Origin of the sequence: Candidatus Weimeria sp. HCP3S3_B5 (genome assembly GCF_052064335.1) — a bacterium.
Lineage (GTDB): Bacteria > Bacillota > Clostridia > Lachnospirales > Lachnospiraceae > Weimeria.
This window is the reverse complement of sequence record NZ_JBQHVU010000003.1, coordinates 64373-86437: the sequence shown is the minus strand read 5'-3', so window position 1 is coordinate 86437 and position 22065 is coordinate 64373. Positions and strand designations below refer to the sequence as shown.

Here is a 22065-nt window from a genome sequence, read left to right as displayed (position 1 = left end):
ATGCTCAAAGGAAAAAGTATTATAGAGCTCACAGATGTCCATACCGGTAAAAAGGAAATCTATGAAGATGAAAACCTTGTAACGGAAGCCATCTTTGATATTCTCAACACAAATATTCAAGGCGCGATGTATAACAGTCCCAGCTTTGACAGCCAGAGCGGTGAAGCATGGCTTCTACCTATATATCAGCGGCTCACTGGCGGCATTCTTCTTTATCAGGACGAGATTGAGGAAGATCCATCCGTTATATACGCTCCCCTCAATAATCCACTGATCGGGTATGCCTCAAATGATGCTAACAATACGGAGGATATCCAGCGCGGCAGCCGCAACCTGACAGAGAGCAAGGCTGTGGACGGCGGCTTCAAATATGTATGGGACTTTGCCACTTCGCAGGCCAATGGCACCATCTCCTGCATTTGCCTAACAAATGTTCTCGCCGGACGCGGCTGCAAGTATGGTGCAAACTATTTTGTTCGTCTGAAAGGCGACACCCCTATCAGCGGAGAGATTGATAATAACAGCTATCGGCATAACCATCGGACTTTTATTGCTGATGGATACCGACTGGAGATGATTGCTGTCCGCAACAGCACTTCTGTGAATCTTAGAAAGGTTCCGGAGGACTACATCCACGCACGCCTGATGGTCAGAACTTATACTCAGATGGCGACAGAGGCCATCGAGGAAACAAACATCGAAATGAACCACTACCCTTATTGGACGCACTACACCGGAGGCGGGAGCAAAGACGATACCGACGCTCCTTACTGGAATGATGAAAACCGAATGGATTATCTTTTCCACGCTTCGGATGGCAACTGGTACGGCATTGCCCGAAAAGAAATCCGCACCTACACTGGCGTGCGATACGGTTCTGAAGTATACGACCGCACCGGCTTTGAGTGGTATATGGATAAGATCAGTGGTGACAGATGCACGACCCAAAGGATCATCCTGCCTTCCGACACTACTGACATTTCCAATATCGGCATGAGCGGCAAATGGCTGATGTTTGCTATCGGAAGCACCGTCTATCGCCTCGATACGACGAATGTGGCAAACATAGAGGTCGTGGCAAACGCCAGCTATAACAATAACCAGCAGTACACCTTCTGTATCGATGATGAAGTTGTCATCAATGGCTGGTACTACTACGACGGCAGACCTGCCCTCTACGTAAGAAATAAGGACACTTATACGGACGGTGAGCAGTGGGGACATCGTATGGTCTCTATGTATAAGACCTACGCCTATCAGGAATTTTTCTACAGCTACTACGGATATCATTTCCGTAAGGAGCTGTATTTGTATACGCCGTACCTCGCCACCATCAACAATCTCTCCACACCCGTTATCAAGACGGCGGATAAAACTATGAAAGTCACCTATACGCTGACAGAAACGGAGGAAGCATGATAAAGTTTGAAATCCCATATAACCTTGATCCGGCCTATCCGGAAAAGCTCCTGCAGAGGCCTGCTCTGATTCCGTACATTGATTGCATCTATGCCGCTGCGTGGAAGGATGACTGCGATAATACCCGCTTTGACATTACCTTCCGGAGCGACTATCCGAAAACCTACGAGGAATATGTCGAGCGCATCAAAAGCCTTCTCGCCCTCGGCATCCCTGTCTGCATACTCGCCCAGAAGAAGACAACCATCACCATGATCCGAAAATACCGCGCCCTTGGCATCCACCAGTTTATTCTGAATGATGACAAGCTGGCGGCAAGGATCAAGCAGGAATATCCGGAAGTGCGGCTTACGTTATCCATCACGCGGGCGCTGACCCTATCCGAGCTTCAAACCGGTGATTATTCCATGTATGACCGGATTGTATTGTTCCACTGGTTTGCCCGGCATCTGGAAGCTCTGCAACAGCTTCCGACCGGCTATCAGTACACCATGATTGCAAACAGCGCCTGCTACCATGACTGCAAATGGCATGACGAGCACTGGTTCCTTAAAGGCGATACACCGGAAAACTACGCCAAGGAATCTGAACACGTCTGTTCAAGCTGCACAGCGCTTCTGTCAAAAGGGAAACAGCAGTCAGCATATATCGAGCCAGAAGACCTGAGATACTTTGACCCGTATGTCTCGTGCTATAAGCTGGTTGACCGCTATGATGACACGGACACCATTTTCAACACTTTGTATTCCTACTCCGCACGCATCGGTAGCGGCGGGAAGCCAAAAGAATACTATAACCTGTAACTCGGAATTAGGCAGCGCCAAGGCGGCAGCTGCTTTTTTCATGCCAAGAAAAAGGAGGAATCACAACATGAAAGAATTCTGGAACTCTATTCAATTAGCTTTTGCCGCTGTCGGAGGATGGCTGGGCTACTTCCTTGGAGGATGTGACGGGCTGCTGATTGCCCTGATTATCTTTGCTGTCTGCGACTATATCACTGGTGTTATGTGCGCCATCGTCGATAAGAAGCTGTCCAGCGAAGTGGGCTTCAAAGGCATCTGCCGCAAAGTGCTCATCTTCGTGCTTGTCGGCATTGGAAACGTCGTTGATGTTCAGGTGCTCGGCCAGCCGGGAGTGCTCAGAACGGCGATCATCTTTTTCTATTTGTCCAATGAGGGTCTGTCTCTGACAGAAAACTCCGCTCATCTCGGACTACCTATCCCTGAGAAATTGAAAGCGGTTTTAGAGCAGCTCCACGACCGCGACAGTGAGGAGGAACACAAGCATGATGAATAAAGGAATTGACGTATCCCATTGGCAGGGAAACATTGACTGGAACAAGGTCAAAAAGGCCGGTATCGAGTTTGCCATCATCAAAGCTGGCGGCTCCGATGCCGGTTTTTATACGGATAGTAAGTGGGAAGCAAATTACAAAGGTGCGAAAGCAGCCGGTATTCCTATCGGCGCATATTATTTTGTCGGTAAGGACTGCGTGACCGCTGCCGCCGGAAAAGCTGATGCAGAGCGCTTTCTGAAAATCCTGAAGGGAAAACAGCTTGAATACCCGGTCTACATGGATAATGAAGCACAACCTGCTTCTGCCAAGGTCGGTATCACGGAGGCCACCATTGCTTTCTGCGAGACAATGGAATCCGCCGGATACTTCGTCGGCATTTACGGCTCCGCTGTTTCTGGCTTCAAAGAGCGCATGGACGACACGAAGCTCACGCCTTACGCTCACTGGGTAGCACAATATGCCAGCAAGTGTTCCTATAAGGGCAACTACGGCATCTGGCAGTATTCTTCCAAAGGCTCTGTCGATGGCATCAGCGGCAACGTAGATCTGGACTATGGCTATGTGGATTATCCCGCCATCATCAAGAGCGGCGGCTTCAACGGCTATACGAAGGATGCCTTTGACGACAACACCCCTGCTCCAGCGACAAACTCCCAGCGTGACCAGATCATCGCACAAGCAAGAGCATGGCTTGGAAAGAAGGAATCCGACGGCAGCCATAGAGAAATTATTGATGTCTATAACAGCCACAAGCCCCTCGCCAGAGGATATGCCGTGAAATACACGGACGCATGGTGTGCTACCTTTGTCTCAGCCCTCGCCATCAAGTGCGACCTGACCGATATCATTCCGAACGAATGCGGCTGCGGCCAGATGGTCACCCTTTTCCAGAAACTCGGTGAGTGGGTGGAGAATGATGCCTATCTCCCTTCTCCCGGCGATGTCATCTTCTATGACTGGCAGGATTCTGGTTCCGGAGACAACACCGGCTGGCCGGATCACGTCGGTATCGTCGAGGCTGTTTCAGGCAAGACCCTCACCATCATTGAAGGAAATAAGAGCGATTCTGTCAGCAGACGCTCTCTGCAGGTTGATGGAAAGAACATCCGTGGCTATGGCGTACCGAAGTACAATACCGGCTCCGTCACTCCTGATCCGGTCGCTCCGGGAAAGACCGTGGACGAGATCGCCAAGGAAGTGCTGGACGGCAAATGGGGAAACGGTACCGACCGCAAAAACCGCCTCACTGCTGCCAGATATGACTATTCTGCCGTGCAGGCCAAAGTCAACGCTCTGGTGAAAGCAAAGAGTGAATCTGCTGTTTTCTATACCGTGAAAAGCGGCGATACCCTCTCTTCCATCGCCCAAAAGTATGACACCAGTGTTTCTGCGATTCAAAAACTCAATCCAACGCTCATCAAAAACGTAAACCTGATCCTGACCGGCTGGAAGATCAGAGTGAAATAACTGAATACCCAATCTGCATGCCTGCGAGTGTTCTTCGGAATGCCCGCAGGTTTTTTTATTTTCCTCCGCTCAAAACAGCCTGCAATCTCCAGTGGAAACTGGAGGTGGATATGTTATGCCAAACGAAAACACAAATGTTCAATCTGGATATTTTACACATGAGCGGATTCAGGGCGATCTCGACTATCGCCGGGCGCAGGACATCACTAAAAAGATGCTCGATGACGGCCTGATTTCTGTGGCTGAATTCAACAAATTAACCGCCATCAATCGGGAAACTTTCTCTCCCTTGTTCGCGGAAATAATGCCAATAATACCTTGATATGTAGTCGCTTTAGAGTGATGTATAGACGTACGGAAAGGAGGGACTTCCCTTGAAAAAAGTAACGAAAATTGCGGAAACAGCGAGCTCGAAGGTCAAGCTCAAAAAGATCAGGGTAGCCGCCTACTGCCGCGTCTCCACAGATTCCGATGCACAGCTTGAAAGCCTTGAGGCACAGAAGACTCACTACGAAAACTACATCACTTCCCGTGATGACTGGGAGTTCGCAGGCCTCTACTACGACGAGGGTATCACCGGCACCAAGAAAGATAAGCGTCCAGAGCTCATGCGGCTCATCGGTGACTGCAAAGCCGGTAAGATAGATTTCATTGTTACGAAGTCTATCAGCCGCTTTAGCAGAAATACAACGGACTGCTTAGAGTTGGTCAGAAAGCTGCTTGATCTGAACATTCCGATCTTCTTCGAGAAGGAGAACATCAACACCGGTTCGATGGAGAGCGAGCTTTTTCTGGCAATCCTCTCCGGCATGGCCGAAAGTGAATCTGTTTCCATATCAGAAAACAGCAAGTGGTCAATTCAGAAGCGCTTCGAAAACGGAACCTTCAAATGCAGCTACCCACCCTACGGATATGATTGGGACGGCGAACAGATGGTAATCAACCCTGAGCAGGCGGCTGTGGTAAAAGAAATCTTCGCGTCGCTACTCTCCGGCAAAGGCACCCACGCCATCGCGGATGACCTGAACCGGCGCGGCGTTTCTTCCAAGCGAGGCGGACGCTGGACGGCCACAACCATACGAGGCATGCTTTCAAATGAAAAATACGTCGGCGACTGCCTTTTCCAGAAAACTTATTCTGATTCACAATTTGTCCGACACAGCAACCACGGCGAGCAGACGCAATACATGGTCACAGATCATCACGAACCGATCATCAGTCGGGAGGATTTTGAGGCTGCAAGGATTTTTATAAGTCAGCGGGCTTCCGAAAAAGGCGTGACAAAAGGTACCGATAAATACCAAAACCGATACGCTTTCTCCGGCAAGATCATCTGCGGTGAGTGCGGCGACACCTTCAAGCGCCGGATTCATAGCTGCACCGATCACAAATATGTCGCATGGTGCTGCAACACCCATATCAAAGACAAGGATAGGTGCCACATGCTTTTTGTAAAAGACGATGCGCTGAAGCAGGCATTCACCACGATGTTGAACAAGCTGATTTTTTCACACCGACAAATCCTGAAGCCCTACTTAGAATCGTTGAAAACATCATCTTCAGATGATTCTCTTCATCGTATTCAACAGATTCAAACCCTTCTGACACAGAATACCGAAAAGCGCGAGACTCTTACAATGCTCATGACGCAGGGAATCATTGATCCGGTGCTCTACAGTCAGGAAACAAACGAACTGCTTTCTCAGGCGGACAGCTTCCGGGACGAGATTGAAGCCCTGAAGAATGAAGTCTCCGGAGATGTAAACAAAGTCACCGAAACCACAGCACTGATTCATTTCACAGAAAAGAGTGCCATGCTTCAGGAGTTCGACAAAGACTTATTTGACAGATATGTAAAGCGCATCATCGTTCATTCCAGAAACGATATCCGGTTTGAACTGAAATGCGGTCTTACGCTCAGGGAAAGGAAGTGAGGGCATGGGACATACACCATACGGATACAGAATTGAAAACGGCTGCGCTGTGATTAACGAAGATGAAGCCGCTAAAATCAGAAAGCTATACGAGAATTACCTCGCCGGAATGGCACAGTCAAAAGCTGCTATTGAGGCAGGCATCGAAACCTACCACAGCTCGGCAAAGCGTCTGATGCAAAACAGGCACTACCTCGGCGATGACTTCTACCCGGCAATCATTGATCAGGAGACCTTCGACAAAGCAGAATCGATTCGTCTGGAACGTGCCGGTAAGCTTGGTAGACTAAACCTTCTAAAAAGTTCAAAGCCTATAGAGGTTCCGACACACTTTCGGTTTGCAGAGGCGGATGAGGAATATGAAGATCCGAGGCTACAGGCAGAATACCTGTACAGCCTCATTGAGAGCGAGGCGATCTAATGGGAAATGTTATGGTCATCCCGGCCAAAAGGCAGGTCGGGAACACAGTAAAGCAATCTGAACAGAAAAAGCTCCGTGTTGCAGCCTACTGCCGCGTCAGTACGGATTCTGAAGAACAGGAAACAAGCTACGAGGCGCAGGTCACGCACTACACGGAGTACATCCAGAAAAATCCTGACTGGGAGCTGGCAGGCATATTTGCGGACGATGGCATCTCCGGTACCAACACCAAAAAGCGTGACGAGTTCAACCGCATGATCGAGGAGTGCATGGCCGGAAACATCGACATGATCATCACCAAATCCATCAGCCGATTTGCCCGAAACACCCTCGACTGCCTCCAATATATCCGGCAGCTCAAGGACAAGAACATTCCAGTCTATTTTGAGAAGGAGTCCATAAACACGCTGGATGCCAAAGGCGAGGTGCTCCTTACGATCATGGCGAGCCTTGCCCAGCAGGAAAGCCAATCCATGAGCGAGAACATCAAGCTCGGCCTTCAATACCGCTACCAGCAGGGCAAGGTTCAGGTTAACCACAACCGCTTCCTCGGATACACCAAGGATGAAAACGGCAACCTCGTCATCGATCCGGAACAGGCAGAAATCGTAAAACGCATCTACCGGGAATACCTCGAAGGCTCCAGCATGGACAAGATTGCCGCCGGTCTTATGGCTGACGGCATTTTAACCGGAGCAGGAAAAGAAAAATGGCACACCAGCACCATCAACAAAATTCTCCGGAACGAGAAGTATATGGGTGACGCCCTTCTACAGAAAACCTACACCACCGACTTTCTGACAAAGAAACGGATCAAGAACAACGGCACCGTCCCTCAATACTACGTCGAAGGCGATCACGAAGCGATCATTCCAAAAGACATCTTCATGCAGGTGCAGGCGGAGCTTGTCCGTAGGCGTGTGGTGCATGTCAGCCCGACAGGCAAGAAACGCAGCTTCTCATGCAATCACTGTTTTGCACAGATGGTTTTCTGCGGAGACTGCGGCGAGCTTTACCGGCGTGTCCACTGGAACAACCACGGTTGCAAGTCCATCGTCTGGCGCTGCATCAGCCGATTGGAACCGGGCTCCGCAGATACAAACTGCACCAATCGGACGGTAAACGAGCTCCTGCTGCAGGATGTCACGATCAATGCCATCAATCAGATTCTGACAGAGCGCGGCACCTTCCTGAAACAGTTGCAGGCCAATATCGCCAAGGCCGTGGTCAGCGCCGACACCCTCTCGCCGGATGGCATCCAAGCTCGGCTGGAAGAACTGCAAAAAGAGCTTATCAAGAAGGCAAATAACAAGCAGGACTACGACGCCATCGCCGATGAGATTTTCCGCCTCCGGGAGCAGAGGGAACAGTCCGAAGTTGACAGCCACCACCGGGAAGAGACCATGAACCGGATCAAGGAGCTGCAGGACTTCATCTCCGAGCAGGAAACCGACATAACAGAGTTTGATGAGGCTCTGGTCAAAAAACTCATCGAGAAGATTACCGTCTTCAACGACCACTTCACCGTGGAATTCAAATCTGGGCTTGCAATCGAAATCGAAGCATAAAAAGGCTCCTCGCCACTGGATTTCCAGTGATGGGGAGCTATTTCTTATGAATTCCAAACTTTTTTATTCTTTAATTTCATAAATTCATCTGCAAAAGCAGTTGCTGTTGAATGATTCTTATCAATACTGATATGCTCTTTGTTATAATTTGCAGCTTTCGTCCAGTTAAAAGTCCCATGTATTGATGTATATAAAATAAAACTGTAAATGCCTATGCCGTTATGCTATGAGCATAGTACATAGCATAACGGCTTCTCTTTCGTTGAGCTAGCAAGGAGGGTGAATATGTCTTTATCCATACAAGAGCGATTAAAAGACCTACGTGTGGAGCGTGGCTTGACGCTGGGGCAGCTTGCGGAGCAGACCGGGCTTTCCAAGTCTGCGCTGGGCAGTTACGAAACGGAAGACTTCAAGGACATCAGCCACTATGCCCTTATCCGGCTGGCGAAGTTTTACGGTGTGACCGCTGATTATCTGCTGGGGCTGTCTGAAATGAAAAATCACCCAAACGCCGATCTTGCAGACCTGCGTTTGAGTGATGAAATGATTGACCTGCTGAAAAGCGGGAGGATAGACAATACCCTGCTGTGTGAGCTGGCGGCGCACCCGGATTTCCCCCGGCTGATGGCTGACCTTGAAATCTATGTGAACGGAACGGCACTGAAACAGGCGCAGGGTGCAAACGCCATAGTGGACACGATGAGCGCAACTGTTATAAAAAAGCATAATCCTGGCATGAGTGATACGCAGTTAAGACAGCTTATCACCGCCCATATTGATGAGGACGAGTTTTGCCGCTATGTGATACAACGGGACATAAACGGGATTGCCCTTGCTCTGCGGGAAACACACAAGGACGATTTTTTCAGCGTCCCAGAGGATAACCCGCTAAAAGAAATGCTGGAAACTGCTGGTGAAATCGTCAGCCAGGACAGCGACACGGAACAAGCGTACTTGGCGTTTATCTGCAAACGGCTCAAGCTGAATTTTAGGAAGCTGTCAGTAGTATATCTAATAATTTATCTCCATTCCCTTTAGTAACGTGTAACTTTCCAAATTTAAAAAAGCGACTCATAGAATTATTTCCTCCCGTTAAATAATAGATAACTATTAAAAATAGACAATACTTGCTCATAAGTAATGGTACTTAAATTGTTTACTTTGGCGTGTTTCATTGCTTGATGAAACTGATTTTTAGTAAACAGTTGACGATATTCTCGATTGACCCATTTTGAAACAAAGTACGTATATAGCTTCCAATATTTATCTGGAACATCTGTGGTATGGCGGGTAAGTTTTATTAAGACACTGTTTACTTTTGGTTTAGGATGAAAGCATTCCGCTGGCAGCTTAAGCAATTGCTGAATCGAGACTTGAGTGTGCAAGAGCAACCCTAGTGTTCGGTGAATATCCAAGGTACGCTTGTAGAATCCTTCTTCAACAATCAGATAGATGTCAGACGCACGGCTTTCAAAAACCACTTTTTTAATAATTTGTGTGCTTAAATGGTAAGGAATATTCCCAACAATTTTATACCTCTGTTTGTTAGGGAATTGAAACTGTAGAATATCTTGGTGAATTAAAGTGACACGAGTATTCAGTTTTAATTTTTCTGACGATAAGTTGAATAGATGACTGTCTAATTCAATAGACGTTACCTGTTTACTTATTTTAGCCAGTTTCGTCGTTAAATGCCCTTTACCTGTTCCAATTTCGTAAACGGTATCGGTTTCTTTTAAATTCAATTGTTTTATTATTTGGTTGAGTACTTTTTCACTCGTTAAAAAGTTTTGAGAATATTTTATATTTTTGTTCATGTAATCTCTCCTGAAGTGATTACATCTATAAACAAATACAGAAGTTAAACGATTTGTTTGTAATTTTAGTTATCTGTTTAAAAAGTCATAAGATTAGTCACTGGTAGGAATTAATCTAACGTATTTATTTATCTGCGTAATCACTGTTTTTAGTCTGTTTCAAAACAGTAGATGTTTTATCTACATTACGCATTTGGAATACCAACATGACGAATCCCTCCTTCTTAATTACAAATTTTTAGCATCTAATTTAACTTCAATTCCTATTATACAAAATTTTAAGATAATGCACTATCAACACACTCTTAAGTTTGCTTCTAAGTCTTATTTCCATAACTTCTTTTACGTTTCCTTAATAGAAAAAGGTGCAGTTGATTATTGCGTATTGTCAATCTCTCTCAAACCGGGTAGTAAAAATACGGCAAGCGCAACGATGATAATGCCAATTCCGCAAATGACAAACCATTTCTCAACTCCCAGCCGCTCCGCCAGAGGCCCGGAAATGACAAGGCCAAACGGCATGGCGAGGGAAGCGGCGCTTGTCAGTAGAGAAAAAACTCTCCCCAGATATTCTGGTTTGACCGTTTCTTGAAAAATCGCATTTTGCACACCGTAAAATGGAGCGGAAATTCCCATAACAGTACAGCACACAACAAAGACAAGAAATGCGTCTGGCGGCAAAAGCCCGGAGAGCATAATGCTAACGCCCATCAGGAGAACGGAAAGACCGATGGTGTACCGCCGTTTCTTAAAACCGCCCCAAATGCTCAGAATGACTCCGCCAAGCAGCATACCAACCGCAAAAGCAATTTCAGCGGCAGAGGCATGGGCCGGTGTTCCTTTGAAGTATGACATACAGATGAGAGGAAAAAGCGTACTGATTGGCATATAAAAGAACATATAAATTACACCAATCCAGAGCAGAGCAAAGAGGCCCCTGTTTTGCTTTAATACCACATACCCCTCTTTCATATCCTGTAAAAACTGTTGTCTTTTCGTTTCTGGACATAGTTCAGGCGTTGGTATGGACGAAATCGCAACAGTCACACAGGCAAGGATTGCACCCACAATATCTAACAATATAATTGCATTAAGAGGCCAAACAGCATATAAAAACGCTGCGGCAGCTGGACTGATAATCGCACTTACTGCTTGCATGGTCTGCGTGTAACCAGCGCATTTTGTAAGTTCCTCTTTTGGCACAATCATAGGTGTTGCTGCGCTGAATGCTGGAGAATGAAAAGCAGTTCCCGCACTTCGGATTAACAGGACAACCATAATAGACCATACGGGCAATTCCATGTAAAACGCCACCAGCGCCAGAATACCGCCAGCGGCGGCAATTATCAAATCCGCACCAATCATTACGCTTTTACGGCTGTGCCGGTCAACAAAAGCACCTGCAAACGGGCCTAAACAGGCTTGCGGCAAAAATCCAATCAGTGTTGCCGCCGTCAATATGATTGCAGAATTAGTTTTCGCAACCAAATAAAAGATAATGGCCATTTGCAAAATACCGCTGCTAATAAAGGATATTGCTTGTCCGGCAAGAAGTGTAAAATAAGTTTTTCTCCATGAATTGTTGTTTTGGGTCATAATGCGAACCTCCTTTTTTATTGCATTGTTCCTTTGTTTCTGCAATAAAAAGCAGGCGTTGTCCCACAGAGAGGGCAGACGCCTGCATAACAACAAAGCACGAAAAAACACCACGATACAGTTCAAAGACTGCTCGTGTCAAACCTACGTGTTCCTTTGCATACGCACGCAAAAAAAGCCCACCATCATGTGGAAAGGTACTTCTACTTTTTATTGCTTATTAGCGTACACAAATTAACACACGTAAGCCTCCTTCCAATCTCAAACTGTCGCACAGTATAACACACATCCGATAGACTTGTCAACCATTTTTAACCTTGTTTTCCATCTTGTTTTTCCATCTCTTACGGGCAGTAGCAAAGCCAGGCGAGCCAGTCAACGGTCAAGATGAACGGCGCTTTCAGCGCCGCCGTTGACAGTCTCGCCCGTCTTTGCTAATGGGTAATCAAGGCGGGAAAGCCATTTTAGGGCTTTCCCGCCCATTTCAATTTTGGGAGAAGAAAGGCCCCAAAATGAACGAGTGCGGCCAAACACTTTTAGGGATTGGCCACCTTGTCCACCCATCCAGCGGGGCGGCGGGGAACGGTCAAGGCCGGGCGTCAGCCCATTCATTTCAGCCTTGACGGTTTCCTGCCGTCCTGCTACTTTTCCCGGAGTGTGGCCACACATCTGGTCACGGTGTCCAGAGCTTTGGGACTTTTTGTCCCATAGGCCGGGGGCGGAGGACGAGGGACGGGGGCTTTCATAATACGCCCTGTCTGCTGCTGAAATCAGCCCTTTGTTTCCGGCTTACCAGCCCCAAACAAAGCCCTGCTTTCCTGCCGCGTCAAATGCCCTTGCCCTCCCCGGCGGCAACGGTATTTTCAGGGCAACGCCGACAGAGCGTATAACACACTACACTTTGCTCCGCAAAGTCGTGTGCCAAATGGGGCGCTGCCCCCTTTGGAAACCCCCGCAACAAACAGGTGCTATGCACCCAGCCGGGAGCATAGCGCCGTTTGTTGTCAGCAGCCCGTTTCACGGTCTGCGTGTAGTTCCTTGTAAACTGACCTAAGTCTATCACGCAGAATTTCTCATGCATAATATTCTGATAGTAAGATTGAACCGTTATCCAGTAAACCGGGAAGTCATCTTCTAATGAAAATTCCGCATTATGATTTCTATCACAATCATCGAGAGCAATTTCTATAACCAGTCCTTGCTGTTTTTTCTTGAGTAATTCTTGATATAAAACCGGATCTGTAAACCAAGCCACAGAAATCCAGATCATATATTTTGCAGCACGGATCTCCTCAATAATCTGATTCCTGATATTTTCAAATAGTATTTCTTGACTAATATCTTCAGTGTCAGGCATAGCTCCCGGTTTAATCTCCACTCCCCACAGCTCATAATCATCGTTTGGAGGATAGATCTCATATATCATTTTTTTAAGATAATCGGCGTGTTTCTTTAACTCAATCATCTTCTCCGGAACGATACAAATATGAATATACTCTTGGAAATGATTCCATAAGTTTCTGGTAAAAACATTAGTCTTTTCAAACCTTAATGAGCAAATATTCAACAATTCAAGCAGCCCATCTTTTTCAGGGTAATCTCCGGCACGCACTGAATCAATGAGTAGTTTTCTATATTCAATTTCTGTCAATTATAGTCTCTCCTCCCTTAATAATTTTTCGCTCATCACTCAACAAGTAACATCTATCTCACAGCCACAACTACCCCAACATCTAACTCGGCAACTCAACATAGTAACATCTATCGTGGCAACTCAACTCTCACACTTTTTGACCCGATCTGCCTTTGGATAAGTTACCGAGAAGCGTTCGCTTTGCCCGATGCCAAATTTTCCCAATTGCCCGAAAACCGCAGTATTACTGGGCTTTCACGGCTATTATTCTTTGACCTTTGACATCAATACTACCGTCTCGACGTGCATACTCTCCGGAAACTGGTCAACCGGAGTGTAGTTTACCAGCTGGTAGGTGCCATCCTCGCAGAGGAGGGCGAGATCTCTGGCAAGTGTTGCGGGATCGCAGGAAACGTAGACTATCCGTGATGGTGCGCTCTTTTTTATCGTATCTATTACCTCTGGCTCTGCACCCTTTCTCGGTGGATCTAAAACGATCACATCAGCCTTTCTGCCCTGAGAGATAAGCTTGGGAAGCACGTCCTCGGTCCGGCCGGTATAGAATGAGGTATTGGTAAAGCCGTTCAGACGGGCGTTTCTTACCGCATCCTTTATAGCATCAGGCACTACCTCGACACCTGTTACATATCCGGCCGACCTTGCAAGAAAGAGGGAGATCGTACCGATCCCGCAGTAGAGATCATATACATTTTCAGAGCCCTCAAGAGAAGCATAGTCAAGAGCCCTCGTGTAAAGCCTTTCCATCTGGTCAGGATTTACCTGAAAGAAGGAATTAGCAGAGATATCAAACGAGATCCCTCCCACCCGGTCGGTTATGGCTGGCTCTCCCCAGATGCACTCACTATGCTCTCCAAGCACAGTATTACCCTTCTGCCTGTTGATATTTATACAGATACTTTTGATATCAGGGCAGGCAGACAGAAGTCTCTTAACCAGATTATCAGAAGCCGGAATCCTCCTTCCGTTTATGATAAGACAGACCATTACCTGTCCTGTGCTCTTCCCGTGACGGATCAGTATATGCCTTACCAGGCCCTTTTCTGACCTCTCATCATAGGCGTGGACCTTATTCTCATACATCCAGGATCTGATCGCATGGCATATCTCGCCGTTATCCGGTGAGCCAATAAGGCAGCCCTTTCTGACATCAGCCTCCACTATCCTGTGAGAATGCCTGGCATAGAATCCTGTGACGATCCTGCCATCTTCAAGCTCTCCAACCGGGATCAGTGCCTTGTTACGGTAGTGAAGCGGGTCTGTCATTCCGATGATCGGTTCCTTTATACCTTCAATGAATGCTCTGTCAAAGCCACCTATCCTTACCAGATCATCCTCGACTATGGTCTGCTTCACAGCCAGCTGAGCCTTGTAGGAAAGCTCCATCAGAGCGCAGCCTCCGCACCGTCCGGAAACAGGGCATGGCGACTCCACTCTGTCAGCAGACCCCTTTATCAGCTTTTCAACCCTTGCGTAGCCATAGGTCTTCTTCAGCTTGGTGGCATGGGCTAAGACCCTGTCTCCAGGCAGAGCTCCACTTACAAAAAAGGTCATTCCATTGAAATGACCAATCCCCTCTCCGCCCTTACCAAGGCCAGTTATATCCAGTTCAAAAACATCATTTTTATTCATAGGTAGATTATATTTCATCTGCAGCGCGTTGTAAACATGACACTTTTACGTTATAATATAGAAATGTTTTGCATACAGACCGATACCCGATATACAGAGAAGCTAAAAACCATAATAAGCGAGAAGATACTGACAGACCATGAGGATATCTTCATGCCTGTCACTGAAAGGATGAAGAAAATAAACGGAAGCTGGCAGAAGGTCCTTGTCCCTATGTTTCCGGGATACCTCTTTGCCAGCTCCGATGATCCTGATGAGCTTTTCCAGAGACTTAGAACGAATCTTGGGAAAACCATCTTCAGGTATGTTAAGCTTATTCGAGACGATGATTATATCATACCCCTTTCCTCAAAGGACGAGCAGCTGATCACTGAGCTCTCAGATGAAAACCATGTTCTCAAAGCATCCCTTGGATATATAAAGGGTGATAAGCTCTGCGTCACAGATGGACCTCTTAAGGGCCGTGAGGGGCAGGTTGTAAGGATAAACCGCCACAAGCGCACCGCTGTCCTATCAATCGATTTCCTTGGTGAGAAAAGGAATATCACGGTCTCGCTTGAGGTGGTAAGAAAGGAGCCTTGAGGTCAGCTCTCCCACGGGAACCTGTAGCACCTTACATTTGTCCACATCCTGGAAATTCTCCTGTTTGCCGGATCCGAAAAGCATTTCATGACTGCACATCGGGCAAGCACATCCTCTGTCGGATAGGCAGCATACAGCTGTCTGTCGAGCTGGTCCTTATCTGTCCTGATAATATGTGACCCTTTCTTATCATCAAAAAGATAACTTATATCATATTCGACAGCATTTTTCTTATCTGAGCCATACATATATTTTATATAGTCAAGGATCGTCGCATCTCTTCCACCTGTTATCACCGAGGTATACCCTATATAATACATATTTCTGACTACAGAATCAGGTCTTGATATAAAGTTTAAGAAGGCCTCGGCAGCCTGCTTCCTGTCACTGCTTCCTGAGATACCGTCCTTTAGCATCACCCAGCCGTCAAACCACAGATTGCTGCCCTCCTCTGGTACAGCGTAGCAGAGTCTCCTCCCTGCCTCCCAAGCCTGGTCGATCGAATATACACCGTCTCCTGACCACTGCAGTGATGCATCAACCTTCCTTGTCACCAGATCCTGCTTGGCAGTATCGGTCTCCATTGAATATGCATTTTCCCGCATATCTGTGATAATATCCTCTACCATAGAAACGGTCCTGGCTGAGGTATCATTTAGGAGCCTGCTGTAATCAGGTGAGGGCATGGCAAGCTCCTTTTCCTTATCTATTGCAAGCCCTGCGAAATAGGTATCCCTTACCGAATCCTTTATAGTGATCCTCTTTTTATATTTCGGATCCAGATAGATCTCAAATGATGAGGCATCCGCCTTGTCCACCTTTTTCGGATCATAGACAGTACCCAGAGTCCCCCACATATATCCGGCTGCATAATCTGTAAGTGGTCTTCCTCCCTCAGTCAGAGAATGCATTCTTTTATACAGATATGGCGATATTCCCTTTACATAGTAATTGTATAGCTCATTTCTTTTATAGAAATTCCGAGACAAAGGCTCCAGACGTTTCTCCCTCATCAGCTTCATGATCATATATTCAGAGGGGCAAACCAGATCAAATGTATTTCCCAGTGTCATCTGATTGTAAAGATCCTCATTTGTGCCGTAGGTTGAATACAAGACCTTTACCCGTTTTCCATATTTCTCACGATACCATTTCTCATAGTCGCTTATAAGGGAATCCACTCCGCGAATCCTTTGCCCGTCAGAAAGCTTTATCGTCTCATCGGCGTCCCATCCGCCCTCGTCTATATACTCCTCGCAGTTCGCTATCCTTAGAGTGACGATATCATCCGAAACAGGAGTGGCGCTTTTTGTCCCCTGACAGCCCGTCAGTAAAAGTGCAATGACCGTCGTTATAAGGATCAGTTTCTTCATTCGCCTTCCTCCTTATTCCTGATGTTTGCGATAACAACTGCTGCTATTGCTATAAAAAATATCAGTGCCGACAAAGCCCAGAGAGCTGTCTTGATCTGGGTACGGGCACCTTTTGTTGCATTTACCGTATATGTCGAGATCGTATCAAACACCGCCGGCTTCGTATAGGTGGTGACAAAATAATCATCCATAGAAAGAGTTACCGCGGTAAAAAAACCTGACACTATAGAAGGAGACAGCTTGCGAAGAACCACCTTTATGATCGCATCTCCTGGTCTGCAGTAGAGATCCAGGGCAGCCTCATACATATTCGGATCCATCTGGGTCAGTGCCGGCATTACCTGCAGATATACGAACGGTGTGCAGAGCGCCATCTGACCGGCCACAAGTGGTATATATGTATCCTTGCTTACCCCGAGCACCACTACCAGAAGTATGCATACTGAGAATCCGGTTACGACATCTGCATTTACGACCGGCACCTGATTCATCAGCTCTATCGCCCTTCTTCCTTTTCTCCTGCTGTAAAAGGCTCCTATTGCCCCGAATGTACCAAGTATTGTAGACAGGACACCTACTACAAGCGCTAGTATAAGAGTGCCCGCTATCATCGACCTCAGATCAGGTGTAAGGAAAAGCGTGCGATAGTTTTTCAATGAAAAATGTCCTGCTTTCCCTATCATAGTCGCATCTGTAAAGCTGTATACTGCAAGCAGCACTATTGGCAGATATAGAAAGCAGTATACTATGGCAAGCCATATGGCAGGGATCCTGCTTATTTTCTTCATCGTCCTTCTCCCTTCCTCTCGATCCCACTGAACAATGCGATCAGAAGTAATAAAATTGCCGATATCATCGACCCGTTATGCCAGTCATAGGCATTGAAGTAGCTGCCGATAAGACTTCCTATTATAAAGGTCGAGTTGTAAAGCATATCAAGTACCACATAGTTTGTCATTGCCGGCAGAAAGACCATTGTTATCCCGCTCATTATGCCAGGCTTTGAAAGCGGCAGCATGACTGAAAAGAAAAGACCGGCCTTACCAGCCCCAAGATCCCTTCCAGCCTCGAGCAGTGATGGATCTATCTCATCAAGCACATTATACAGCGGAAGTATCATGAAGGGCAGGAAATCATAGACCTGTCCGATTATTGTATTAAGAAATGGATAAAATGCAAGATTACCCTCTATCGCATCGAGGACCTCCTTTAAGGCTGTGATACGCAGGGTGAAATTTATCCACATAGGAACTACTGCCAACAGAAGAAGGATATGCTTTCTCCTAAAGCCGCTTCCTGCCAGTGCAAGCGCTGTTGGATAGGCTATAAACATGCAGACGAGAGTCGTGATAAATGCCACAAAAAGACTATATACCAGGGTCGCTATAGTCCTTGAGCTTCTAAAGAAGCCGATGAAATTCGAAAGCGTCGGCCTCCCGCTTCCGTTCGTGAATGCAAAGACCAGGACCACTGCCAGCGGCGCCATTACAAAGATCAGAAGAAAGATCACATATGGTATTGAAAGAAAGCTTCTTTTAAACCTCATACTGTTTCCTCACTCTATTATCTTCCATCTGAATTTCATTGGATCGATCTCTATGCTAACCCTGTCACCCATATTCCAGAGCCAGTCATCATCCACGTAATATTCCTCATCATTGTCTCCTCTTACTATATAGGTATAATGATCACCTATATAAATGATAGTATCTATATTACCTCTTGCAAAGCCTGCCTCCTGGTCGTCACTCAGGTCTGCATCTGATGGCTCGAAGGAAACTGCCACCTTCATGCCGGGTTTTGCATATGGAAGACTTCCCTGAGACGGAGCAAGAGAAAAATATGAGAAATCTACGCTTCCGTCATCATTCATTATTCCCTCGAATACATTCATATCCATATCATGCGGCATAAGATGTATCGATTCCCTAGGAAAATCTATACCGATCTGGCTTCCAGGCATAAGCTTTTTCCTGTAGTGGGCGCAGACCTCGTAGTTTCCTGACTCAGCGGTTATCTCATGATAGGCACCCTTGTAAATATCGTTTGTAACCGTAGCCTTAAGGGCTGCCTGATCCGGGCCTGTGATAGATACATTTTCCGGACGGATCATTGCTTCGACCCTGGTTCCTGGCGGTAATTCTGTATCTGTCTTGAAAACCGATCCGGCAAACCTGGCTCTTCTCTTCTCAGTAACTACACCCGCGAAGATGTTACTGGTCCCTATGAAATCCGCGACAAATATATTTGCCGGACGGTCATATATGTCCTCTGGCGCACCCTCCTGCTGTATGACTCCGTTTGCCATTACGACTATACGGTCAGAAAGGTTCATTGCCTCCTCCTGATCATGTGTCACATAGATAAAGGTCATACCAAGATTATCATGCATATCACGGATCTCCGCCTGCATCTCCAGTCTCATCTTATGATCAAGTGCTGAAAGAGGTTCGTCTAAGAGCAGGATCTCCGGCTCATTCACTATAGCCCTTGCTACTGCTACTCTCTGCTGCTGGCCTCCTGATAATGAATCTACACTTCTTTTTTCAAAGCCCTCCAGATCTACGACAGAAAGGGCATGACGGACCTTCTGCCTGATCAGCTCCTTATCCATCCTCCTCTGCTTAAGTCCGAAGGCTATATTATCATATATATTAAGAAATGGAAAAAGCGCGTACTTCTGGAAGACTGTATTTATCGGACGCTTATCCGGGGGAAGCTGACCTATATCCTGGCCATGCAGAAGGATCTCACCTGAATCCGGCAGATCAAAGCCTCCTATCATTCGAAGCGTTGTGGTCTTTCCACAGCCTGATGGTCCGAGAAAGGTCACAAGCTCTCCCTTTCTGATAGACAGGTTCATATCCTCGATCACATTGATACCAGGAACATAGCTTTTAGTAACTGATCTGAGCTCAAGAATGTTTTCATCCATAACTGCTTCTCCATATTAGAATAATAGGCTGCAAGTGCAAGCACCTGCAGCCTATCTGTATCATATATCTATTGTATTTATTATACAAGCTCCAGAACAACCTCAAGAGCGCCATCACCCTTACGCTGTCCAATCTTGATGATACGTGTATATCCGCCGTTCTTTCCGGCATACTTAGGAGCATACTCATCGAAAAGCTTAGCGACAAGGTCAATCTTCTTTGTCTGAGACTTCTTCTCGCCCTTCTCAGTTACATCATAGAGAACCTTAAGCATCTGACGACGTGCATGAAGACGTGAAGGGTTATCCTTCTTGATCTTCTTCTCCTCGGTAACGTACTCTGTTACCTTCTTTCCGTCCTTAACAGTCTTTACTCTGTGGCCCTCGGCATCCTTCTTAGGAACCTTAGCCTGTACTGTAACCTCTTCGAAGTTATCCTTTTCCTTGACTGCAAGAGCGATAAGTCCCTCGGCGATCTTTGCTACTTCCTTGGCCTTTGCCTCAGTAGTAACGATCTTTCCGCGCCAGATAAGCTGTGTTACCTGGTTACGGAGAAGTGCCTTTCTCTGTGAACTGGTTCTGCTTAATTTACGATATCTTGTTGCCATCTTCTAACCTCCTGTGGCTTGCAAATCCCTGCCCTTGTGGTCTTATGGGATCCGTAACGAAAGGGAAGCGTCCCGCTGCCATTATGGAATTATGCAGGACACCATTTATTATACTTCTTCAGACTGACGAAGAGTCAGATGAAGCTCATTGAGCTTTGCTGTAATCTCATCCAGAGACTTGCGTCCGAGATTCCTTACCTTCTGAAGCTGATCCGGAGTCATATCCTGAAGCTGCTTGACAGTGGAGATGTTCGCTCTCTTAAGACAATTGAACGAACGAACTGTAAGCTCAAGATCCTCTATCGGCATATCCGGTCCTATTGTAGGGCCTACAGTTGTCTTATCCTCGCCCATTACACTGACTTCTTTTCCTTTCTCTGAGAGATTGATGAAAAGAGCCAGATGCTCGGATAATACCTTTGCTGCAAGAGATACTGCATCATCCGGTCTTATCGTACCGTTTGTCCAGACCTCAAGAGTAAGCTTATCAAAGTCTGTAACCTGTCCTACACGGGTATTCTCCACCTTCATATTCACTCGCTCAATCGGAGTATAGATGGAGTCGACTGCGATAACACCAATAGGAGTATCATCTCTCTTATTCTTATCAGCGCTTACCCATCCTCTTCCGGAGGTAACCGTAAGTGTCATTCCAAGTCTGCACCCAGGTCCTCCATTCAGATGTGCTATCTCAAGATCAGGATTTACAACCTCGATATCATTGTCTCCGAAATTGATATCCGATGCATGAACTGTTCCTTCGCCCTCAAACTCAAGTGTAGCCATACGAGGCTCATCTGTAAGCTCCTCTGCCTTTAACGCTATCTGCTTGATATTCAGGATGATCTCTGTGACATCCTCCTTGACTCCAGGTAGAACTGAGAATTCATGGAGCACATCATCGATCTTGACCTGACTGAATGCGGTTCCAGGAAGGGATGAAAGCATAATCCTTCTTAATGAATTGCCAAGAGTGATCCCATATCCACGCTCAAGAGGCTCCGCAACGAATCTGCCATACTTATTGTCTTCACTGATCTCTTCAACCCTGATATTAGGTGTTTCAAATTCGAACAATTTTATTCCTCCGTATTATTTAGGGGTCAGGTAACTGGGCCTAGGGTTCAGGGATCCCGCCCCTAAAGACTGATCCCTGATCCCTTAGACCTTATTACTTAGAATACAGCTCGACGATAAGCATCTCGTTTACAGGAACATCAATCTGATCCCTGTTTGGAAGCTCCTTTATCGTGCCTGTGCTCTTATCAGCATCGAAATCGATCCATTCTGGAACTGCGATCCCGCCTGTAGCATCAGCGATATCCTTGAATCTCTGCATGGAAGCTGCACCCTCGCGAAGAGAGATGACATCTCCTGCCTTAACCTGGTATGAAGGGATATTTACCTTCTTGCCATTTACAAGGATGAACTTATGGCCAACCACCTGACGGGCCTCACGACGGGTACGTGCAAGTCCCATTCTAAAAACGACATTGTCAAGACGGCTCTCGAGCATACGCATAAGGTTATCACCTGTCATGCCCTTCATGTTGGCTGCCTTCTCGTAGTAATTTCTGAACGGCTTCTCAAGTACGCCGTAGATAAACTTTGCCTTCTGCTTCTCTCTAAGCTGCAGCTTGTACTCGGTCGGCTTACGTCCCTGATGAAGAGGCTTACGATTGCTCTTCTTATGAACGCCAAGATTCTCCGGCTCTAATCCTAATGATCTGCATCTCTTCAGAACTGGTGTCTTATTAACTGCCAT

Annotated in this window: 22 protein-coding genes and 1 pseudogene; 10 read left to right on the top strand and 13 right to left on the bottom strand. The window is 46.6% G+C overall.

Features of this window, described 5'->3' with window-relative positions:
- The 9 genes from ACTNCK_RS02730 to ACTNCK_RS02690 all read left to right on the top strand — a co-directional run bounded on the left by ACTNCK_RS02730 (position 1) and on the right by ACTNCK_RS02690 (position 9144).
- Positions 1-1419 carry a hypothetical protein gene (locus ACTNCK_RS02730; protein ID WP_010936768.1) on the top strand — a complete coding sequence of 473 codons (1419 nt, stop codon included), beginning with the start codon at positions 1-3 and terminating at the stop codon, positions 1417-1419.
- Positions 1416-2222 carry a hypothetical protein gene (locus ACTNCK_RS02725; protein ID WP_441080832.1) on the top strand — a complete coding sequence of 269 codons (807 nt, stop codon included), beginning with the start codon at positions 1416-1418 and terminating at the stop codon, positions 2220-2222. The genes ACTNCK_RS02730 and ACTNCK_RS02725 overlap by 4 nt, the downstream gene beginning before the upstream one ends.
- Positions 2223-2289: 67 nt before the next feature.
- A complete protein-coding gene (locus ACTNCK_RS02720) occupies positions 2290-2715 on the top strand; it encodes a phage holin family protein (RefSeq protein WP_010936765.1) in 426 nt (141 codons plus the stop codon).
- Positions 2705-4183, top strand: a complete 1479-nt coding sequence (locus ACTNCK_RS02715) for a GH25 family lysozyme (RefSeq protein ID WP_441080831.1) — start codon at positions 2705-2707, stop codon at positions 4181-4183. Before ACTNCK_RS02720 ends, ACTNCK_RS02715 begins: the two co-directional genes overlap by 11 nt.
- A 115-nt stretch (positions 4184-4298) precedes the next feature.
- Complete coding sequence (locus ACTNCK_RS02710) at positions 4299-4505, top strand: SHOCT domain-containing protein (RefSeq protein ID WP_441080830.1); 207 nt, start codon at positions 4299-4301, stop codon at positions 4503-4505.
- 52 nt (positions 4506-4557) lie between these two features.
- Positions 4558-6117: a recombinase family protein gene (locus ACTNCK_RS02705; RefSeq protein WP_441080829.1), complete on the top strand. Its 1560-nt coding sequence runs from the start codon at positions 4558-4560 to the stop codon at positions 6115-6117.
- Positions 6118-6121: 4 nt separating this feature from the next.
- Positions 6122-6538: an integrase gene (locus ACTNCK_RS02700; RefSeq protein WP_441080828.1), complete on the top strand. Its 417-nt coding sequence runs from the start codon at positions 6122-6124 to the stop codon at positions 6536-6538.
- Entirely contained in the window at positions 6538-8106 is a 1569-nt protein-coding gene (locus ACTNCK_RS02695) for a recombinase family protein (RefSeq protein WP_441080827.1), read from the top strand. The genes ACTNCK_RS02700 and ACTNCK_RS02695 overlap by 1 nt, the downstream gene beginning before the upstream one ends.
- 285 nt (positions 8107-8391) lie before the next feature.
- Positions 8392-9144: a helix-turn-helix domain-containing protein gene (locus tag ACTNCK_RS02690; protein ID WP_441080826.1), complete on the top strand. Its 753-nt coding sequence runs from the start codon at positions 8392-8394 to the stop codon at positions 9142-9144.
- 41 nt (positions 9145-9185) lie between these two features.
- On the opposite strand, the gene erm(B) is transcribed toward ACTNCK_RS02690, so the two are convergent.
- The 6 genes and pseudogenes from erm(B) to rlmD form a co-directional block, all read right to left on the bottom strand.
- Complete coding sequence (gene erm(B), locus ACTNCK_RS02685; protein ID WP_001038795.1) at positions 9186-9923, bottom strand: 23S rRNA (adenine(2058)-N(6))-methyltransferase Erm(B); 738 nt, start codon at positions 9921-9923, stop codon at positions 9186-9188.
- 124 nt (positions 9924-10047) lie between these two features.
- A complete protein-coding gene (locus tag ACTNCK_RS02680; protein WP_001814874.1) occupies positions 10048-10131 on the bottom strand; it encodes a 23S rRNA methyltransferase attenuation leader peptide in 84 nt (27 codons plus the stop codon).
- A gap of 48 nt (positions 10132-10179) precedes the next feature.
- Positions 10180-10275: pseudogene (locus ACTNCK_RS02675) on the bottom strand (MLS leader peptide); the annotation flags it as partial.
- Positions 10276-10298: 23 nt separating this feature from the next.
- Positions 10299-11519 carry an MFS transporter gene (locus ACTNCK_RS02670; protein WP_075680193.1) on the bottom strand — a complete coding sequence of 407 codons (1221 nt, stop codon included), beginning with the start codon at positions 11517-11519 and terminating at the stop codon, positions 10299-10301.
- A gap of 826 nt (positions 11520-12345) precedes the next feature.
- Complete coding sequence (locus ACTNCK_RS02665; protein ID WP_441080825.1) at positions 12346-13170, bottom strand: phospholipase D-like domain-containing protein; 825 nt, start codon at positions 13168-13170, stop codon at positions 12346-12348.
- Between the two features lie 246 nt (positions 13171-13416).
- On the bottom strand, positions 13417-14802 hold the full coding sequence (rlmD, locus tag ACTNCK_RS02660) for a 23S rRNA (uracil(1939)-C(5))-methyltransferase RlmD (RefSeq protein ID WP_441080824.1): 1386 nt from the start codon (positions 14800-14802) through the stop codon (positions 13417-13419).
- A 63-nt stretch (positions 14803-14865) separates the two neighbouring features.
- Between rlmD and loaP the strand changes: the two genes are divergently transcribed.
- On the top strand, positions 14866-15384 hold the full coding sequence (gene loaP / locus ACTNCK_RS02655) for an antiterminator LoaP (RefSeq protein WP_441080823.1): 519 nt from the start codon (positions 14866-14868) through the stop codon (positions 15382-15384).
- A gap of 2 nt (positions 15385-15386) precedes the next feature.
- On the opposite strand, the gene ACTNCK_RS02650 is transcribed toward loaP, so the two are convergent.
- The 7 genes from ACTNCK_RS02650 to rpsD form a co-directional block, all read right to left on the bottom strand.
- Positions 15387-16757 carry an extracellular solute-binding protein gene (locus tag ACTNCK_RS02650; protein WP_441080822.1) on the bottom strand — a complete coding sequence of 457 codons (1371 nt, stop codon included), beginning with the start codon at positions 16755-16757 and terminating at the stop codon, positions 15387-15389.
- Positions 16754-17545, bottom strand: a complete 792-nt coding sequence (locus ACTNCK_RS02645) for an ABC transporter permease (protein WP_441080821.1) — start codon at positions 17543-17545, stop codon at positions 16754-16756. The genes ACTNCK_RS02650 and ACTNCK_RS02645 overlap by 4 nt, the downstream gene beginning before the upstream one ends.
- Entirely contained in the window at positions 17542-18303 is a 762-nt protein-coding gene (locus ACTNCK_RS02640; protein ID WP_441080820.1) for an ABC transporter permease, read from the bottom strand. Before ACTNCK_RS02640 ends, ACTNCK_RS02645 begins: the two co-directional genes overlap by 4 nt.
- Positions 18304-18312: 9 nt before the next feature.
- The gene (locus ACTNCK_RS02635) at positions 18313-19692 is read right to left on the bottom strand and encodes an ABC transporter ATP-binding protein (protein ID WP_441080819.1); all 1380 of its coding nucleotides are present in this window, start codon (positions 19690-19692) and stop codon (positions 18313-18315) included.
- Positions 19693-19772: 80 nt separating this feature from the next.
- Positions 19773-20300, bottom strand: a complete 528-nt coding sequence (locus ACTNCK_RS02630) for a bL17 family ribosomal protein (RefSeq protein WP_441080818.1) — start codon at positions 20298-20300, stop codon at positions 19773-19775.
- Positions 20301-20408: 108 nt separating this feature from the next.
- Positions 20409-21377 carry a DNA-directed RNA polymerase subunit alpha gene (locus tag ACTNCK_RS02625; protein ID WP_441080817.1) on the bottom strand — a complete coding sequence of 323 codons (969 nt, stop codon included), beginning with the start codon at positions 21375-21377 and terminating at the stop codon, positions 20409-20411.
- A 94-nt stretch (positions 21378-21471) separates the two neighbouring features.
- The gene (rpsD, locus tag ACTNCK_RS02620) at positions 21472-22065 is read right to left on the bottom strand and encodes a 30S ribosomal protein S4 (RefSeq protein WP_441080816.1); all 594 of its coding nucleotides are present in this window, start codon (positions 22063-22065) and stop codon (positions 21472-21474) included.

What these genes read in the sequence shown, in the direction of transcription:
- ACTNCK_RS02730 (WP_010936768.1), top strand. Translation starts at nt 1, where the DNA reads ATGCTCAAAGGAAAAAGTATTATAGAGCTCACAGATGTCCATACCGGT.
- ACTNCK_RS02725 (WP_441080832.1), top strand. Translation starts at nt 1,416, where the DNA reads ATGATAAAGTTTGAAATCCCATATAACCTTGATCCGGCCTATCCGGAA.
- ACTNCK_RS02720 (WP_010936765.1), top strand. Translation starts at nt 2,290, where the DNA reads ATGAAAGAATTCTGGAACTCTATTCAATTAGCTTTTGCCGCTGTCGGA.
- ACTNCK_RS02715 (WP_441080831.1), top strand. Translation starts at nt 2,705, where the DNA reads ATGATGAATAAAGGAATTGACGTATCCCATTGGCAGGGAAACATTGAC.
- ACTNCK_RS02710 (WP_441080830.1), top strand. Translation starts at nt 4,299, where the DNA reads ATGCCAAACGAAAACACAAATGTTCAATCTGGATATTTTACACATGAG.
- ACTNCK_RS02700 (WP_441080828.1), top strand. Translation starts at nt 6,122, where the DNA reads ATGGGACATACACCATACGGATACAGAATTGAAAACGGCTGCGCTGTG.
- ACTNCK_RS02695 (WP_441080827.1), top strand. Translation starts at nt 6,538, where the DNA reads ATGGGAAATGTTATGGTCATCCCGGCCAAAAGGCAGGTCGGGAACACA.
- ACTNCK_RS02690 (WP_441080826.1), top strand. Translation starts at nt 8,392, where the DNA reads ATGTCTTTATCCATACAAGAGCGATTAAAAGACCTACGTGTGGAGCGT.
- ACTNCK_RS02680 (WP_001814874.1), bottom strand. Translation starts at nt 10,131, where the DNA reads ATGTTGGTATTCCAAATGCGTAATGTAGATAAAACATCTACTGTTTTG.
- ACTNCK_RS02670 (WP_075680193.1), bottom strand. Translation starts at nt 11,519, where the DNA reads ATGACCCAAAACAACAATTCATGGAGAAAAACTTATTTTACACTTCTT.
- rlmD (WP_441080824.1), bottom strand. Translation starts at nt 14,802, where the DNA reads ATGAATAAAAATGATGTTTTTGAACTGGATATAACTGGCCTTGGTAAG.
- loaP (WP_441080823.1), top strand. Translation starts at nt 14,866, where the DNA reads ATGTTTTGCATACAGACCGATACCCGATATACAGAGAAGCTAAAAACC.
- ACTNCK_RS02650 (WP_441080822.1), bottom strand. Translation starts at nt 16,757, where the DNA reads ATGAAGAAACTGATCCTTATAACGACGGTCATTGCACTTTTACTGACG.
- ACTNCK_RS02645 (WP_441080821.1), bottom strand. Translation starts at nt 17,545, where the DNA reads ATGAAGAAAATAAGCAGGATCCCTGCCATATGGCTTGCCATAGTATAC.
- ACTNCK_RS02640 (WP_441080820.1), bottom strand. Translation starts at nt 18,303, where the DNA reads ATGAGGTTTAAAAGAAGCTTTCTTTCAATACCATATGTGATCTTTCTT.
- ACTNCK_RS02635 (WP_441080819.1), bottom strand. Translation starts at nt 19,692, where the DNA reads ATGGATGAAAACATTCTTGAGCTCAGATCAGTTACTAAAAGCTATGTT.
- ACTNCK_RS02630 (WP_441080818.1), bottom strand. Translation starts at nt 20,300, where the DNA reads ATGGCAACAAGATATCGTAAATTAAGCAGAACCAGTTCACAGAGAAAG.
- rpsD (WP_441080816.1), bottom strand. Translation starts at nt 22,065, where the DNA reads ATGGCAGTTAATAAGACACCAGTTCTGAAGAGATGCAGATCATTAGGA.